Annotated in this window: 13 protein-coding genes and 1 riboswitch; of the genes, 5 read left to right on the top strand and 8 right to left on the bottom strand. The window is 42.4% G+C overall.

What is annotated here, in order from left to right:
- Position 1 precedes the first annotated feature (1 nt).
- The 6 genes from R7P69_RS08150 to metA all read right to left on the bottom strand — a co-directional run bounded on the left by R7P69_RS08150 (position 2) and on the right by metA (position 9020).
- Entirely contained in the window at positions 2 to 478 is a 477-nt protein-coding gene (locus tag R7P69_RS08150; protein ID WP_017633987.1) for a hypothetical protein, read from the bottom strand.
- 9 nt (positions 479 to 487) lie between these two features.
- Complete coding sequence (locus tag R7P69_RS08145) at positions 488 to 3664, bottom strand: response regulator (protein ID WP_238952308.1); 3177 nt, start codon at positions 3662 to 3664, stop codon at positions 488 to 490.
- A 156-nt stretch (positions 3665 to 3820) separates the two neighbouring features.
- Positions 3821 to 5977 (bottom strand): GGDEF domain-containing phosphodiesterase, encoded by a 2157-nt coding sequence (locus R7P69_RS08140; protein WP_238952309.1) that lies wholly within the window; start codon positions 5975 to 5977, stop codon positions 3821 to 3823.
- Positions 5977 to 6906 carry a phosphate/phosphite/phosphonate ABC transporter substrate-binding protein gene (locus R7P69_RS08135; protein ID WP_005385723.1) on the bottom strand — a complete coding sequence of 310 codons (930 nt, stop codon included), beginning with the start codon at positions 6904 to 6906 and terminating at the stop codon, positions 5977 to 5979. The genes R7P69_RS08140 and R7P69_RS08135 overlap by 1 nt, the downstream gene beginning before the upstream one ends.
- Positions 6907 to 7173: 267 nt before the next feature.
- The gene (gene pilW / locus R7P69_RS08130; RefSeq protein ID WP_017820928.1) at positions 7174 to 7899 is read right to left on the bottom strand and encodes a type IV pilus biogenesis/stability protein PilW; all 726 of its coding nucleotides are present in this window, start codon (positions 7897 to 7899) and stop codon (positions 7174 to 7176) included.
- 179 nt (positions 7900 to 8078) lie between these two features.
- Positions 8079 to 9020, bottom strand: a complete 942-nt coding sequence (metA, locus tag R7P69_RS08125; RefSeq protein WP_005377792.1) for a homoserine O-acetyltransferase MetA — start codon at positions 9018 to 9020, stop codon at positions 8079 to 8081.
- A 340-nt stretch (positions 9021 to 9360) separates the two neighbouring features.
- Between metA and R7P69_RS08120 the strand changes: the two genes are divergently transcribed.
- The 3 genes from R7P69_RS08120 (at position 9361) to R7P69_RS08110 (ending at position 11577) form a co-directional block, all read left to right on the top strand.
- Positions 9361 to 9747, top strand: coding sequence for a DUF6559 family protein (locus tag R7P69_RS08120; RefSeq protein ID WP_054576466.1), 387 nt, complete (start codon positions 9361 to 9363; stop codon positions 9745 to 9747).
- Positions 9748 to 9870: 123 nt separating this feature from the next.
- Positions 9871 to 10206, top strand: a complete 336-nt coding sequence (locus R7P69_RS08115) for a DMT family transporter (RefSeq protein ID WP_238952349.1) — start codon at positions 9871 to 9873, stop codon at positions 10204 to 10206.
- A 420-nt stretch (positions 10207 to 10626) separates the two neighbouring features.
- A complete protein-coding gene (locus tag R7P69_RS08110) occupies positions 10627 to 11577 on the top strand; it encodes an LpxL/LpxP family Kdo(2)-lipid IV(A) lauroyl/palmitoleoyl acyltransferase (protein WP_064369089.1) in 951 nt (316 codons plus the stop codon).
- A 70-nt stretch (positions 11578 to 11647) separates the two neighbouring features.
- Here R7P69_RS08110 and R7P69_RS08105 read toward each other — a convergent pair whose 3' ends face one another.
- Complete coding sequence (locus R7P69_RS08105) at positions 11648 to 13120, bottom strand: carboxypeptidase M32 (RefSeq protein WP_005377788.1); 1473 nt, start codon at positions 13118 to 13120, stop codon at positions 11648 to 11650.
- A gap of 223 nt (positions 13121 to 13343) precedes the next feature.
- On the opposite strand from R7P69_RS08105, the gene R7P69_RS08100 reads away from it, so the two are divergent.
- Both R7P69_RS08100 and R7P69_RS08095 read left to right on the top strand, forming a co-directional pair.
- Complete coding sequence (locus R7P69_RS08100; protein ID WP_017820932.1) at positions 13344 to 13979, top strand: LysE family translocator; 636 nt, start codon at positions 13344 to 13346, stop codon at positions 13977 to 13979.
- Positions 13979 to 14545 (top strand): hypothetical protein, encoded by a 567-nt coding sequence (locus R7P69_RS08095; protein ID WP_005385713.1) that lies wholly within the window; start codon positions 13979 to 13981, stop codon positions 14543 to 14545. Before R7P69_RS08100 ends, R7P69_RS08095 begins: the two co-directional genes overlap by 1 nt.
- A gap of 118 nt (positions 14546 to 14663) precedes the next feature.
- On the opposite strand, the gene R7P69_RS08090 is transcribed toward R7P69_RS08095, so the two are convergent.
- Entirely contained in the window at positions 14664 to 16034 is a 1371-nt protein-coding gene (locus R7P69_RS08090; protein WP_047100667.1) for an alanine/glycine:cation symporter family protein, read from the bottom strand.
- 122 nt (positions 16035 to 16156) lie between these two features.
- Positions 16157 to 16256, bottom strand: a riboswitch (glycine riboswitch).
- Positions 16257 to 16412 lie beyond the last annotated feature (156 nt).

Below are 16412 nucleotides of genomic sequence, written 5' to 3'. Positions count from 1 at the left end.
ATCAATTCTCCGAGCTAACCACACATAAAACATGAGCATTACTAGGGACGCTCGATGTTGGGGCATAACCAATTCTATTGGGCTTCTCTTGCATCCATGCTATGAGGTCATCAATGCTAGAGCGTGCAATCACTTTTGGCGGTCTAGCTTTACCTGAAAAAGACAAGCTTGCCCAATGCGCGTTCATTTGCGCTAAATTTTTGTTGAGAAGATAACGATAGAACTCAGCTCTTTCTGTTGATGTCGCAGGCCAGTCAGAGAGTTCAATTCGCTGGCCTTGTAAAAGTTGCGTCTTCCCTCTGTACAACTTTCGCGCTTTATTGACAGTGAGCGGAGAGAATTCGTCATTAAATGAGAAAACGGCGTAGCTCTCTGCAGCGAGAGCTTGGCAATTTAATGAAAGAAGGGCAATCAGAATAAACAGATAGCGTTTTATGTAACGCAAAGGAAAAGCAACGCGAGAATGATTTCTACTCATAGAATCCACCTACATTGCTTGTTCAATTTGATACAACAGTTTTTCTTTGCGCACAGGCTTTGGTACGTAGGCATCCATTCCTGAATCAAAGCAGCGTTGAATGTCATCATCTACGACGCTTGCGGTTAATGCGATAATGGGCGTCTTAGCTAATCCTTTACTCGCTTCATAAGCTCTAATTTGCCTAGAAGCTTCGAACCCATCCATTATGGGCATCATGCAATCCATCAAAATAACATCAAACTTTCCATCTTTTTGGAACATTTCGACTGCAATTTGTCCGTTTTCAGCGACTTCGAATTGATAGCCTGCTTTAGATAGCAATAGAGAAGCTACTTTCTGGTTCACTCTATTATCTTCGACAAGCAAGATGCGTTCGGAGCGAATAGGCGTTACCGTTGCTTCTGGTTGCTCAGAACTTGCAGGTAGTTCATGAGTTTTATCGGGGGTGGTGTTCTCTTGGTGTGGTTCAGCAGGCGTCGTGTTGGAAACGCGTAACCCTATTGCCTTATCTAACTTCTCTTTAAGCAACCCTGCTTTAAACGGTTTGGGCACATAGTCATCCATTCCAACGTCAAAGCATTTTTGTATATCGTCATCGACCACACTTGCCGTTAGAGCAATAATCGGAATTCTGAAAGCGCGTTTTTCTTTTACTTCTATTTGACGAATTATTTGGGTGGCTTCAAATCCATCCATTACGGGCATCATGCAGTCCATTAAAATTAGGCTGTATTGATTCTGTTGAAATTTCTCAACCGCTTCTTGTCCGTTTACTGCGACATCAAAGTCGAAGCCAGCTTTTGTGACGTGTAGCCCCGCGATTTTTTGATTGACCGTATTGTCATCAACGACCAAAATTTTCGGCAGAGATTTAACATGTTGCGCTGAAGTGCTCTCTTGTTGTGCGTGCGAGAAATTTGCCGCACAACTTTCAAGTGCTTTAATTAAGCGCTGCCCTAGTAGTGGTTGAGTGACCAAGGCGCTGATATTGTTTCTAAAGTCGAATTGTGGGCTATGAAGGTGCTTGATGAGGCAGACACGAATGTTTCGTTTACAAAGGCTTTCTATCTCATCGATATGCATCGCCGCTGCATTTGGTGATGCTTCTACATGAATAACGATAACGCGCTCGTTATCAATCCACGTTGGCAACGTACTTAAGGTATCTACTGACTGCGTTATATTGATGTTGAAAAAACTTAACTCGTTACGCAGTTTTTGTTCTAGTTGAGTACTGCTGCATACAATCCATATGTCGTTGTGATTCAGAGCGTGATAAGCGTTAAACTCTTGAGTCACAACAGGAGCAGTTAGTTCAAAGAAGAAGCGACTGCCTTTACCTTTCTCGGATTCAAGTTGAATTTCTCCACCCATTAGCTCAACTAATTGCGTGCTAATGGCAAGCCCAAGTCCAGTTCCCCCAAATTGTCGGGTAGTAGAGTTATCCTCTTGGGCAAATGGAGCAAATATTTTCTTTTGCTGCTGGGCATCAATACCAATTCCAGAATCTTTAACGGAAAACTCGATGACCGCTTCACCATTTTTTATTTCGCGGGTGATGACCGATAGCTCTACACTGCCTTGTTCGGTAAATTTTACCGCGTTAGACATGAAGTTCATGACAACTTGGCGTATACGATGGTCATCCAACATTACGTGGTAAGGCGTGTTACGGCTAATGTTGACTTGCACATCGATGCCTTTTTCCTTTGCTTTCGGTGAAATGATAGAAGCAATGTCATAGATAGACTCTCGAACACAAGTTGAATGTGGGCTAATGAGCAGCATCCCAGATTCAATTTTTGAGAAGTCTAGAACGTCATTAATTAAACTCAAAAGCAGTTGGGAGGAGGTTTCAATCGTGTCGACGTAATCGCGTTGTGTGGCAGTCAGGGAAGTATCGGATAAGACTTCAGAGATACCAATAACGCCATTTAGCGGCGTGCGGATCTCGTGGGACATGTTGGCCAAAAAGCTACTTTTGGCTTTACTCGCCTTAATTGCATCATCTTTTGCTTGTTCTGCATCTTCTTTAGCTTGTGTGAGCTTTAGTCTGGACAACATCCGCTCATCACTAAGCTTTTTTACCTCTCGAGCAAACTTACTCAGCTCGTCTTTACCCTTTATTAGTTGAGCAAGAGGTGAATTTTCAGTGTTACTTTGTTCATTGCTTTCGTTACTGAGAAATTTGAGGACTAGATTCAAGTTTCCAGTAACTTTTCGCACCAATCTTAGCGTTAAACTTACGACCAACAGCGTTAAAAGGCTCATCATTGCGATAAAGGTAAAGCGGTGCTGTGTCGTCGTGTTGATTGTCTTTGATATATCATCACTCAGCTGTTGTTCCATTTTGTCGTCAACACTTTGTAATAACGATAAGCGTTTGTTGAGTGCAGATAACCCCGCATCAATCTCATCCGGGGTTAATGATTTGAGTTGAGCTGGTTGCAATAAATAAGCACGAAACTCTTGGCTTTTGATAAAGACTTCACCCGTAAACGTCTCAATGAGCAGATCTACTTGTTGTTGATTGGCATTTAGCGTCACAAAACGCTCTAGAAATAGTTGTTGGTTCTGGATTAAAGATTGGATAGAAGCCTGTGTTGTGAGGTCATACTCGTTATTTTCCTCTGAAGATCGAATCAAATATTCGCTTAATCTATGTTCTTCAGTGGACCAGAACATCAACCATTCAAGTTGCATCAAAGAAGAAAGGTGAGTGTTTGTTTCATAACTCACATTTCTAAAATAGACTTTGTCTAAGCTCATGAGGATTTCTTTGAACGTATCAGCGCGCCACTCTGCCGCATCTAACTTTTCTTCTTGATTTTGCGAAGAGAGCATCGAGAGGGTTGCTTCCTCAAAGCTTGTCAACTGGTTTAGTATCTCAGCGTTTTCACCGAATACTGGTGCAGCGGTGTCGCGTAACAATTGAGATATCTGCTGAGTTTTTAGTTGCTTATCTATTACATCAGGGTTATTCGGTAGGTGATAAAGCGAAGATACGCGGTCGATGTAGACAGAGAATAACTGTGCTTTTTGTAGTTCCTGAGCCTGGATAGAAAGGCTTTGTACATGTTTACCCGCGAGGACAAGCAACAATAAAATTGGCAGCAAAACCAACCCAAATAGCTTTTGTTTTACCGACAGGTTGTTCCAAGAAAAGATTCCTACCACGCGCATTTCCATATCCAAGAAGTTGATATGAAAAGTGTAGTTTATTTATCTCAGATGTTAGATTTTAAGAGAAAATTCATATTAATGAGGTGGGGGAAGTGTGACCGATATTGCATTACGAGTACTAACGCGCTAAGCGGCAATAGTTAACAAAACGGCGTTCTAAGCAAAGTGATTGACGCTTTGAGCGCCACTCCCTCGTTGGTATTCAAATGCAATCAATTCCTCAGCTGGTACAGGCCTACCTAAGAAAAAGCCTTGTACGACGTCACAGTGGAGAGACTCCATTCGTGTGAGTTGAGTTTGAGTTTCTACGCCTTCGGCTACTACTTTCATTCTTAGGTTGTGAGCCATGGATACAATCGCGCGAACTAATGAATCGTCTTGATCGCTTTTTCGGATTTGAGCGATAAATGAACGATCAATCTTGAGCCCGTCAAAAGCCATATGTTGTAGGTAGGCAAGGGCTGAATACCCCGTACCAAAGTCATCTAGCCAAACTTCCACTCCGATACTTTGTAGTTTTTTAAGCACATATTGAGCTTTCTCTGTATCATCAATAAAAAGTGACTCTGTCACTTCAACATGAATGGTTTGAGGGGCGACATCATGTCGTCGTAAATACTTAGAAAATAATTGACTTAAATCTTGGCGATAGATTTGTCTTGGGGACAAGTTTAATGCGATGTGAAAATCAGTACCGAAATGTTCTGCCCACATTGCCCGCTGAGCAACTGCCGTCTCAATGATATGTTCTCCAAGCTCCAATATTAAATCACTTTGCTCTGCGATCGGGATAAACGATTCTGGACTGATATAACCTTTCTCGGGATGATTCCACCTAACCAATGCTTCGACCCCAATTAGGCGATAGGTTTTTAGATCAAATTGTGGTTGATACCACAGCTTGAATTGAGACAAGTCACGTACTGAACGACGCAGTTCTCGTTCTATGTATAAACGTTGTTTAATCGTTTCATCAAACGTGGAATCGTATATCGTCATAATGTCTTTACCGCGTCTTTTAGATTCCTGCGCCGCAAGAGAGGAAAGCTGTAAAAGAGACTCAGCGTTTGAACCAAATTCTGGATACACAGCAATTCCGAGGCTTGCCGTAATTTGAATATCGTTCTCTTCCAAACTAAAGGGAGAGAGTAGTTGGCGATGAATATCGTTCGCTTTTTCTCTAGCTTCATGATTGTCCGAGCACGGAAAGGCCAGTACAAATTCATCCGCACCTACTCGACTTACGATGGTCGAAAGGCGGTAAAGCGGCTTAAAATAACTCGGCAAACGGCCTTGAAGCTCTGAGGCAAGATGGCCTAGCAATTTATCCCCAATGTTATGTCCATAGTTATCGTTAATGTGCTTAAAGTCATCCAAGTCAATAAACACAACCGCGAGTGAGGGGGATTTGTGGTCAGTTATTTGCGTTTGAATATCAATGAGTAACTTTTCTCGGTTTGGCAGGGAAGTCAGAATATCGTGGTATGCCATGAACTCAACTCGGCTGGTGTATCGGTTCACTTTGTTTGACATTTTGTTGTACGCCGAAATAAGTTCTCCCACTTCATCTTTGCTTTGTATGTCGGTGACTGGCAGCGCTTGGGTATTTGACTCTGAAAATTGATCTTTTAGTTGCTTGAGTGGCTTAGTTAACGACCGCCCCAAAGCATAAGCGATGATGCTACCGAATAGAACGGATATCCCACTGATCGTTAGCAGCAAGTTAAACATCTTCTGTTTATCGTTTGAGGTAATCGCTTGGACTTGTTCAATGTTCTGTTCTTTCTCTTCCAGTAGATGTATCAAGTTAAGCTCAAGATACACCGCCCCAAGAGTAATATTTGATTGCTGAATCGGCGCTGCGATCTCCAACTGATGCTTGGAAAAGGAAACGAGAGTTCTGGATTCTTCTATTGCTTTCAAAATAAAAGGAGAGCGGTAATGGGGTTGGGCAAACATCCTTAGCTGAGTAGTGCCGTCGTGAAAGATTAGCCCTTCATTGTCAACAACATGTATTTTCGAGACATCTGGCTGGCTCAATGTTGCCTTAATTTGCTCATACGCTTGACTGATATTGTCTGTATAGAGTGGATCAAAAAGCTGTTTTGATAATAGCTCTGCATAAACCAACCCTTTTTGCTTAACGTAAGATTCGGTTTTTTCTTGAGAGTTGTTCGTGATTTGTTGAGTTAAGCTATTTGAATACGCATCGTAACCGTGCATGTATAACGCAAGATTTATCACCACAACAAACAAGACAACGAACATTGTCGAGCAAATGTATTTGGTTTCGAGTGAGAGCTTTTGAAACATCAATCCACCTTCGGTAACAAGTGAACTGACTTGCGCACTGTACTTAAGGAGGCTCGCATTTCTGGAGTAAGTGCGCTGAATTTTTTGGTGTTCTGAAACTTTTTAAGTGCGAGAGAGCCTTCGTGAGTTGTATCCATATCAAGCAGTATGGACGTGATTTTACGCTGTTGCTCTAGGCTCATGCTTGGAGAAGCGAGAATCAAATCCCTGGGTATTTCAACAGAACGAGAAAAAATCGCTAGTTTGTCTTTCATGTTCTCTGGCAAATCTTTGGGATTGTTCCAGTTGAAGTTACTGAATGCTCCTGCCGCAACTCTCTGTTTATATACCCATACAGATAGGTTGATTTCATTTGACTGAGCGAGTTGCTCATCAAGGAATAAATAACCAATACTGTCTTTGGCCGGTTTGTCATCAGGAGAGGGAAGGTATTGCAGTTTTTCTCCGTGATTCAGCAATGTAATCGCAGGTAGGTAATAGCTGCTGGTAGACGTGCGCTTTTCAAAAACAAGCGTTTTTCCGCGCAGGTCAGAAAGTGACTCAATCCCACTCTCTTTATTAGTAAAGAACACAGTATGATATTTTTGCAGGCCTTTTTTCCATCGTATAGCAAGAACTTGGCTATTAGACTCCTTTTCTAAGGTCATCGCATTAAAGGGGGTCGCCGTTGCAATTTGAACGGTGCCATTTTCAAGCGCAACCGCGAGCTGACGATAATTTTTAAATACCTTTACTGCCCCTTTTGCGTAACCATATTCAGCCATATTTTCAGTTACATACTGAGTAAGGGGCGTCGCTTTTTTGATTTTGCTTTGGGCTTTATTGGACACAATGCCAAACGTGAATGTTTTCTCAATATTTTCTTGTGCACTGACAACAAAAGGTGAACTCAGCAAAGTGAGTAATAACAGAGTGCAGGCAGGTTTCATCCGGCTTCAACTTCCTTCTGGTGCATGTCAGTAATATTTAGTATTTATCAATGTGCCGAAATCAATCTTAAAAACAGTATGATGTACAAATTTCGTTGTGTGCGCACTTTTTATAATGTGACTTGGTCACTTATTCCGTTCAAATAGTACCGAATTTGACGTTTATGTACAGGATGAATGTATCACCGTGAGTCTGAATTCACTGGATTCTTGGTCAAGCGCTGTATTGGCTGTGAGCTAATGCGCCTTATGTATCGCTATTTTGTACTAAGAAAATTTTTCCAATTGTTTTTGATACTTTTTCTCGAGAGCTTCATTGCCTGCTGCACGTTCAAGTTGAATCATGAGTTGCAAAGAGGGCTTCTTCACGCCATACATTTGATTGAATCTCATTAATCGAATTCTAGCTTCAGTATAATCACCGCTATCAATTTCTATTTTAGCGAGTTGCAAAATCGATTTTGGTCTATGAGGGTCATGATCGATAGCTCTAGTAAAGTAGTATCTCGCTTTGTCTTTATCTTGTGATTTTAGCGCACAAAAAGCTGCATTCTCATAGCTTGCTGGAATAAGGTAGTAATAAGGCTGCTCAATGGCTCGATTAAACATCTGATCGGCTTTTTCGAAGTCACCTCGCTTGCAAAGAAAAGTACCGTAGTTATTGAGCACATTTCCGTTTTTAGTGTGTTGGCGTAGAGAGCGTTTATACATCTGTTCGGCTTTAATATCTTCACCAACCGTTTCGTAGTAGTGAGCCATAGATAATTGCGCGCGATAGTATTGAGGTGCGTGGTTTAAGGCTTGTTGTAAGTTATCATGCGCGCGAATCATGTTACCGCCGTCTAAATAACCTAAGCCAAGTGCGATACGTGATTCTGCCATTGCCACAGGATCGGCTTTAACGACAGGGCTTCCATCTTCTTTCACCGTCACGCAACCCACGAGTGCAAACTGAGACAATAATATTAGTGCACCGAGCTTTGCTGTTTTCATTCTTTATCCCTACATCCCTGAATCTTTCTGCATGATATGAATTACTTAGCAAAAACCTATTGAGGAAAAAACACTATGCGATCAGGTTTGCAAACTGTTATGAAAAAGCCGCCATATGGCGGCTTGGTTCACATATTACATTTCGGTAATGATGAGTGCTTTGTTTGCTTATTTTGAAGCTAATCGTCTTTAGTGAAAGCATCTTCACTGAAGTGATCGAGATCGTACGGTGTTTGCTGATAAACACAGTAGTTCAGCCAGTTTAAAAAGAGGAGGTGTCCATGGCTTCTCCAGCTTGCAATTGGTGGGTTATCTGGGTTGTTGTTTGGGTAATAGTTGACAGGAATAGCGGGCTCCATACCTTCGCTTAAATCTCGGATATATTCATTATGTAAGGTGTGAGAATCATACTCAGGGTGTCCTGTGACAAAGACATTGCGTTTGTCTTTTGTGGTGGCCAAGTACACACCTGCGACATCCGATGTCGCTAAAATGTCTAAGTCAGTATGCTCTTCTAGAAAGTGAGGCGAAAAATCTGCGTAACGCGAGTGAGGAGCCAAAAACGTGTCATCAAATCCGCGTAAGATAGGGTGAAATTGATGATGGATTTGATGATGATACACGCCTGAAAGTTTTTCTTTACGCGTTTTTTTAGGTAGATCGTAGAGTAGCTTTAACCCTGCTTGCGCAGCCCAGCAAACATAAAGAGTGGATGTCACATGATCTTTTGCCCACTCCATGATGGTTTTGAGATGATCCCAATAAATGACATCTTCAAATTGCACCAAACCTAATGGAGCCCCAGTAATGATCATGCCATCGAAGTTTTTATCTCGCACCATTTCAAATTGGCGATAAAACGTGTCTAAATGTTCAGTTGGCGTATTTTTACTCGGGCGGTTATCAATGCGCAGTAATTCGACGTTAACCTGTAGTGGGCTGTTTGAGAGTAGACGCAGAAACTGAGTTTCAGTCTCTATTTTTTTTGGCATCAGATTAAGGATCAGTACTCTTAAAGGACGTATTTCCTGACTCGCTGCACGCGTTTCACTCATCACGAAGATGTTTTCTGTCCTTAATACATCGGTAGCTGGTAATTGATCTGGAATTCTAATTGGCACGACTTTCTCTCCCTAAGTATAGTCAATCTAGACGTCTATACTTCTAAAGCTAACTTAATTAAGTTTAGATGTCGATACGAAATCCGACTTTTCAATCTACTCTTTACATTATGGTAAACCGTACTCGGGGTTGTCACACAATTGTGACTAAAGCAGAGTTTCTGATGAGATAGGTTTGAAACGCAGTGTGTACTATTTGCTGGTAATTATGCGATCACGTTAATATGTGAAGGTGACTTCGTATTAAGGAAGTCTCAAATTAATGAGCCATACTAAAAACAATCAGCTCACCATTTTGCATTAATGTGCATATTTGGAAACATCGTCAGTGGAGGACATTATGTTCGGTATTTTCAAGAGAAAGACAAAGATTCAGAGCATAGCTCAAGAAGTTCCTTGCGTGCTACTGCATTCGTTTGGTGATAAAGACATTTATACGCCGGAAGAGATTGATCAAGCTCTTCAAAAGCTGGGTTATGATAAGAGCAAGGATATCAGTCATTATCAGTATGCGTATGGAATGTTTGCCGATGAAGCCTCTTACGAGCTCCTAGAACTAACGAATGAGCTAGGTAATTATGGTCATTTCCAACGTGAAGTAGGTAAGATGCTACTCAATACACCTGAGCCGATTGATATGCATATCTACTTTGAAATTTCTCGTCAGCACCAAAACGTCAGCCTTTCACCTGGTCATCAAAAAGTAAGCGAAAGTGATGGTGTGTAAACATCGTTAGTGGTATTCCATCGTGAGATGAGTTGGGTATAATGCGCGGCCTAATTATCCGGACATGTTGTCGGTTACATTTCTGTTGAGCGTTAATGCCTTATGTTCAAAATGCTTGTCTCTATGCCACCAATGTTGGCGCTGTCGATAGCGATTGTATGTGAAGTGATTGCCACTTCTTATATTCCCAAAACAGAGCAATTTACGAAAGTAATGCCGAGCACAGTCGTTTTGACTGGTTACGGCATCGCTTTCTTCTTGCTTTCCGTCACAGTGCAAACAATGCCTGTCGGGGTTGTTTATGCCATATGGAGTGGTGCTGGGATCGTTTTGGTTGCGACGGTTGGTTACTTTGTTTACGGACAGCGTCTAGACTTACCAGCCCTAGTTGGTATTGGGTTTATCATCGCTGGTGTGTTGATCGTAAATTTATTATCCAAAACAGTAGGGCACGAATAACGCCACTCTACTTGTTAAGTGAATAAGAAGCCGCAGCGAGAAATTGCTGCGGCTTTTTAGTACAAATTCAATCGCTAATGGCGAGTATTGATATGACGTCTTATTGTTGTATTCATCACGGTCGCATTATGTGATTGAAAAACAGGCATTATTTAGCGCATTGAAAATACAAAGTTATGTTTCTTCAAACTTTAGGAAAGGGCAGTAGATAAATCACTCCGATAGATGTTAACGTGGCGACTCATCTTTACTGCTTTTTCATTCCCTACATATTTCTGCAAAGTTCTTATTGTGTAGTGTGTCGAAGAACCATAGAATCCGCGCGCTTTAATTTATGTTATTAGCGTTATCAATGATAAAAGTGCAGTCCATTATCATTGTTTTTATCACTTATAGATGGGCACATCTGACAATACTTACATGAACAAATACAAAAAGCCTGCATTCAAGGCCGAATTTCTTTTGCCTCGTTACTGGGGAACGTTAATTATCATTAGCGTGATGTACTTACTTAGCCTCCTTCCTTTTAAAGTTCAACTAGCTTTGGGACGCAACATTGGTCGTTTAGCTATGCGACTCATGAGAAAACGTCAAGTTACGATCAGACGCAATCTTGAGCTTTGCTTCCCTCATATGGAAGAATGCCAACGCGAAGCAATTCTAAAAGACAACATCGACAATACTGGCATCGCACTTTTTGAGACCGCAATGGCATGGTTTTGGTCAGATAAACGGGTAAACAAACACGTCACGATAAAAGGCATGGAGCATCTAGAGGCTTTAGAGAAGTCAGGCAAAGGTGCATTAATGTTGGCCGTACACTCAATGAATCTAGAGTTAGGTGCTCGAGCTTTTGGCATTAAAAAGTCTGGAACCGGTGTTTATCGCCCAAACAATAATCCGTGCTTTGATTATTTTCAGTATAAGGGACGCTCTCGCTCTAATCGTACACTGATTGATCGTAAAAACGTCAAAGCCATGCTTGAAGCACTTAAAACGGGTGAGCGGGTTTGGTATGCACCGGACCACGATTATGGTAACCGACGCTCGACATTTGCACCGTTATTTGCCGTTAAAAATGCTTGTACTACGACAGGCACAAGTTTGTTGGTTGATTCTACAGATTGCGCCATTGTGCCTTTTACGATGGTAAGAGGAAAAGACGGACACTATACCCTAACCATTAGTGCGCCCGTCGAAGGTTTCCCGAAAGAGGATCATCAACGCGCCGCCGCATTCGTGAATCAAATAGTTGAAACATCAATCATGGCAAGTCCGAGCCAGTATATGTGGCTTCATCGTCGGTTTAAAACTAGACCAGAGGGTGAGGACTGTTTGTACAAGCCTAGGCTCATCCCTAGCTTGGCATAACACATAGAGAGCCTAAAAAAAGCCCAAGGAACGTACGAACCTTGGGCTTTTACTTTCTATTCTTTTCGCTTTATAAGTAGCGATCTTTTAGGTGAGCTTGAAAGTGTTTAGCATTCAGTGTTTCACCCGTGGCTTGTTTTACCAACTCATCAGTGGTGAATAAGCTACCTTTACTCCAGATGTTTTCCGAGAGCCAATTGAATATCGGAGCTAAGTCGCCAGAACGAATAACCGCATCTACATCGACGGTTTGTTTCATCGCTGCCATAAATTGTGCAGCGTACATCGCACCGAGCGTGTAGGACGGGAAATAGCCAAAACTTCCGTCTGTCCAATGGATATCTTGCATACAGCCATTTTTGAAGTTTCCTTCGGTTGATAGCCCCAAGTACGCTTTCATCTTTTCGTTCCAGAGTTCTGGTACATCTGTATGTTTGATGACGCCGTTCATGAGATCTCGCTCAATTTCATATCGAAGAATAACGTGAGCAGGATATGTTAGTTCGTCAGCATCTACGCGAATAAAGCCTTTTTCTACGCGAGTGTAAATTTTGGCTAAATTGTCTTTTTCGAATTCACTACCAGAAAAATGGTTAGAAGCCAGTCGAGCGAGGTGATCGATAAACGCGCTGCTTCGTCCTATTTGCATTTCAAAGAAGAGTGATTGTGATTCATGAATACCCATAGAGCGAGCTTCTCCCGCGGGTGTTCCTGATAAATCTTTTGGTAGCCCTTGCTCGTATCGAGCATGGCCAGTTTCGTGGACAATCCCCATCAATGATTGGACAAACTCGTTTTCATTATAACGTGTCGTAATACGCACATCTGTCGGTACACCGCCACAAAATGGGTGGGTACTCTCATCAAGTCGACCGTGTTCAAAATCGAATTGAAGTAGCTTCATGACTTCCAAACCGAGCGCTTTTTGCTTTTCCGCAGGGTAGTGTGCAGTTGGCAATAAGATGTTGTCTGATTGTTGTTTTTCAAGCGCTTCATCGATCAAAGTAGGAAGCCAGGTTTTCACGTCAGCAAAAAGAATGTCTAACGACGCAGACGTTGTGCCAGGTTCATAAACATCGAGCATGGCATCATAAGGAGTCGTGCCATTTGCTTCGGCTCTAATTTGCGCTTCTTCCTGCGATAGCTTTACGACTTCAGCCCAGTTCTTTTCAAAACCAGCCCAGTCATTTTCTCCACGTTGCGTACGCCATGCATGTTCACATTTGGAGCCAGCAAGAGATTGAGCTTGAACTAATGATTCTGGTAGTAAGTTAGCTTGCTGCCACCCACGCTTCATTTCTCTTAGGATAGATTTTTCTTTTGTAGACAGCGTCTCTTCTTCTGCCTGAGCGAAAAGCTCTCCCAAGTGCGGTTGAGTCATTAAAGAATGGATATGTACATCGAGCTCTGCCGTGGCATTCGAGCGTGCTTCAGCGCCACCAGGTGGCATGACCGCCGCTTGATCCCAATCTATGATGGCTGATAGATGCTCAAAATTTGCCACTTTTTTGGAATGTTCAACGAGTTTTGTAAATGCGTTCATGTGACTACTCTTATTCTTTTGTTCTTTCCCTAAACACCCGATAACGGGTCCTTCATATGGTGTTGCACTAAGCAACCTGCGTTAATTTACTAATAATTAACAATTAACTCCAACCCATTGTCCATAAACTCACCCAGTTGTATAGCTCTCTTAAAAAAGAAGCTTGCGAATCTTGTGGATTGGCGGTATTGATGAAGGATTGACAATTAATTATCACGATAATATGGATATTTTGAATTTCGAGGCATTTATTATTGCCATTACGATTTTAACGTTAACGCCAGGTTTAGATACTGCACTTGTTATCCGTAACACTAGCCGATCGGGCCTAAAAGATGGATGTACAACCAGTCTAGGGATTTGCTTTGGCTTATTCGTACATGCTTTTTTTTCTGCGGTTGGTATCTCGGCGATTCTTGCGCAATCAGCAGAGTTGTTCCAAATCGTAAAAATGATTGGCGCAGCTTATCTTATCTGGCTTGGTTTGAGCAGTTTAAAAGCGCTAATGTCGTCGAAAGATGGATTGACCGTGACCGAGCAGATTCACGAAGTGTTTAATGGTAAGCGCTCTTTTAGAGAGGGCTTTCTTTCTAACGTCTTGAACCCGAAAACGGCGGTCTTCTATTTGGCTTTCTTGCCACAGTTTGTGAATCCAGAAGGTTCACCCTTGCTTCAATCAATGATGATGGCATCTGTACACTTTGCTATTGCGATGGTTTGGCAGTGTGGTTTAGCTGGCGCGCTTAACTCGGCTAAAAATCTACTAAAGAATGCAAGCTTTATGAAGTGGATGGAAGGCGCGACGGGCGCAGTATTAGTCGCACTTGGTGTGAAGTTATTAATTGAAAAACCCGTTTAATGCGTAATATTTATCGATTGTTGATACTACTCGCTGTATTTATTGTGGGGATAGGTGCCGCTGTTGCTTGGCATACGTGGCCACAAGTACAGTTTGCGCAACGCGGCATGATCTGGTCTTGGCACTGGGGCTACTTCGAACCTTTTGCTAATGGAATACAACAAACGCGAACTCAAGACACTAAACAGTTATTGCTCAGGCGTGTGTATTTGCATGACGCTATTGTCGTTTTTGTTTCGACAACTATGGACAATAAATTTGAGGTCGACGTTGTAAAAGAGCAAACCTGTGAACCTAAAACGACGACTTGGGCTTCGGTCTCTGTCAATCATCAACGTGTCAGGCATGTACCTATGGTGTGCGATGCGTTTGGGCAAGGCTACTTTTATCGCTACATCGGGAAACATCTGGAATCGATTGAGGTTGGTGTCGGCGACTCGTTTGTAACAGAAGCATTTTTAGACTGGCCGCTATCAGAGTTGAAAGCGGATCAATTCAAGCAAAAAAATGCGAAGTTTTTTGAAGAACGTGGAGAAAACGTTGAGCATCAATGGTTGAGAGATTAACCATTTAACCGAAGATAAATAAAGCCCGCTAAATAATAGCGGGCTTTATGTTTTTACCATTTCTAATGTGCTTTGCTCTCCGTTACTGGTAGTTTGTGACCGAACAGCTGTCGTTTCACTAAGCTTTCACTGCTTCACCTGATTGCGATGTTGAGCTAAAGAACAGTTTGGTTTCTGCCAGTACGACGTGACGCAGTGCGATCAAACCAATCAGGTTAGGAATTGCCATCAGACCGTTTACGATATCAGCCAGTAGCCAAATCATATCGAGGTGAAGGAATGCACCAGATGCCACCAAGCCAACGAAAATCAGTTTGTATGGAAGCACAGCTTTAGTTCCGAACAGGAACACAACGCAACGCTCACCGTAGTAGTTCCAACCAAGAATGGTGGTAAAAGCGAAGAACATCAAACCGATTGAGACGAGCATAGGGCCAAATGTATCTGCATTTAAACCCACCGCAAAAGCATGAGTCGTCATCGCGGCACCTGCAAGGTCACTTTGCCATGCACCGGTCAGGATTAGAGCAAGGCCTGTCATGGTACAAATAATGATGGTATCGAAAAAGGTACCCGTCATTGAAATTAGGCCTTGTTTAACACAAGAGTCTGTCTTCGCTGCTGCTGCTGCCATAGGCGCGCTACCCAAACCTGATTCATTTGAGAACACACCGCGAGCGATACCTGATTGGATTGCCAACATGATGCTTGCACCTAGAAAACCACCAGTCGCTGCTGTTGATGTAAAGGCTGAAACCAGCACTAATTCAACGGCATTGAACAATTGGTCTGCATTCATGATGATCACGCTTAAACACGCCAACACATAAAATACAGCCATGGTAGGAACCACTTTTCCTGCAACGTTAGCAATGGATTTGATGCCACCCAAAGTTACGAAAGCAACCAAAAGAGTTAGTACGAAGGCAGATAGCTCACGGTTAACACCAAGAGATATCTCACTTGCATCCAGAATCGCGTTTACTTGTGGAAACGTACCGATACCAAAACAAGCAACACCCAAAGCAAACACTGCAAACATGATCGCGAGAGCTTTTGAGCCAACACCGTATTGCAAGTAATACATTGGGCCACCAATCATTTGGCCTTTATCATCGACTCTTCGGTACTTAACCGCCAACAAACATTCGGCGTATTTAGTCGCCATTCCGAAAAGGGCAGCGAGCCACATCCAGAATAGAGCGCCTGGTCCACCGAGTTTGATTGCTGTGGCAACACCAACAATGTTACCAGTACCAATTGTTGCTGAGAGCGCAGTACAAAGAGCTGCAAAGCTAGAAACGTCACCTTGAGTATTAGATGACTTATCTTTACTGAATACCATCGCTAGCGCTGTTGGGAGGTGTTTAAACTGGATCAAACCAAGGCTAAAAGTGAAGTAAACACCTGTACCTACTAGCAAAATAAGCAGCGGTGGACCCCAGACAAAATTATCGATGGTTTGTAGTAAAGATTGTAGGTTGTTCATGATTTCCCCTTAATAAAACAACTAATAAGGAGAAGAGGGAAAGGACGAGATCAACGATCTCTAAAAGAACTAAGCTATTGGTTGTAGGCGGGAAGGCCAAGCAAAATAGTTAGGTTGTAACTTTCCACTCCTCTGTCCTTTTGCCTGAGAGTTTCACCTTGCGTGAGTGCAAGACTTGCTCCTTCGGCGACCGATTTAACGGTTCTCTCCAGAGGTTCCTCCAACTACAGTCCCCGCTACCTAGGTAGCACCTGAAATAGTTAATTCTTCGGCGAGTTATGCTAATCAAATGTTAAAATTTGATTAATAACCACTCTCCTGCAGTCTTCATCGGAACAATTACTCAATTAAATGAGTAAAGGTTAGTTAATGATGCTG

It is taken from the genome of Vibrio sp. 661 (assembly GCF_033339315.1).
Lineage (GTDB): Bacteria > Pseudomonadota > Gammaproteobacteria > Enterobacterales > Vibrionaceae > Vibrio > Vibrio alginolyticus.
The sequence above is the reverse complement of the archived record's forward strand: the minus strand, read 5'-3'. Positions and strand labels throughout refer to the sequence as shown.

What these genes read in the sequence shown, in the direction of transcription:
- R7P69_RS08150 (WP_017633987.1), bottom strand. Translation starts at nt 478, where the DNA reads ATGAGTAGAAATCATTCTCGCGTTGCTTTTCCTTTGCGTTACATAAAA.
- R7P69_RS08145 (WP_238952308.1), bottom strand. Translation starts at nt 3,664, where the DNA reads ATGCGCGTGGTAGGAATCTTTTCTTGGAACAACCTGTCGGTAAAACAA.
- R7P69_RS08140 (WP_238952309.1), bottom strand. Translation starts at nt 5,977, where the DNA reads ATGTTTCAAAAGCTCTCACTCGAAACCAAATACATTTGCTCGACAATG.
- R7P69_RS08135 (WP_005385723.1), bottom strand. Translation starts at nt 6,906, where the DNA reads ATGAAACCTGCCTGCACTCTGTTATTACTCACTTTGCTGAGTTCACCT.
- pilW (WP_017820928.1), bottom strand. Translation starts at nt 7,899, where the DNA reads ATGAAAACAGCAAAGCTCGGTGCACTAATATTATTGTCTCAGTTTGCA.
- R7P69_RS08120 (WP_054576466.1), top strand. Translation starts at nt 9,361, where the DNA reads ATGTTCGGTATTTTCAAGAGAAAGACAAAGATTCAGAGCATAGCTCAA.
- R7P69_RS08115 (WP_238952349.1), top strand. Translation starts at nt 9,871, where the DNA reads ATGCCACCAATGTTGGCGCTGTCGATAGCGATTGTATGTGAAGTGATT.
- R7P69_RS08110 (WP_064369089.1), top strand. Translation starts at nt 10,627, where the DNA reads ATGAACAAATACAAAAAGCCTGCATTCAAGGCCGAATTTCTTTTGCCT.
- R7P69_RS08105 (WP_005377788.1), bottom strand. Translation starts at nt 13,120, where the DNA reads ATGAACGCATTTACAAAACTCGTTGAACATTCCAAAAAAGTGGCAAAT.
- R7P69_RS08100 (WP_017820932.1), top strand. Translation starts at nt 13,344, where the DNA reads ATGGATATTTTGAATTTCGAGGCATTTATTATTGCCATTACGATTTTA.
- R7P69_RS08095 (WP_005385713.1), top strand. Translation starts at nt 13,979, where the DNA reads ATGCGTAATATTTATCGATTGTTGATACTACTCGCTGTATTTATTGTG.
- R7P69_RS08090 (WP_047100667.1), bottom strand. Translation starts at nt 16,034, where the DNA reads ATGAACAACCTACAATCTTTACTACAAACCATCGATAATTTTGTCTGG.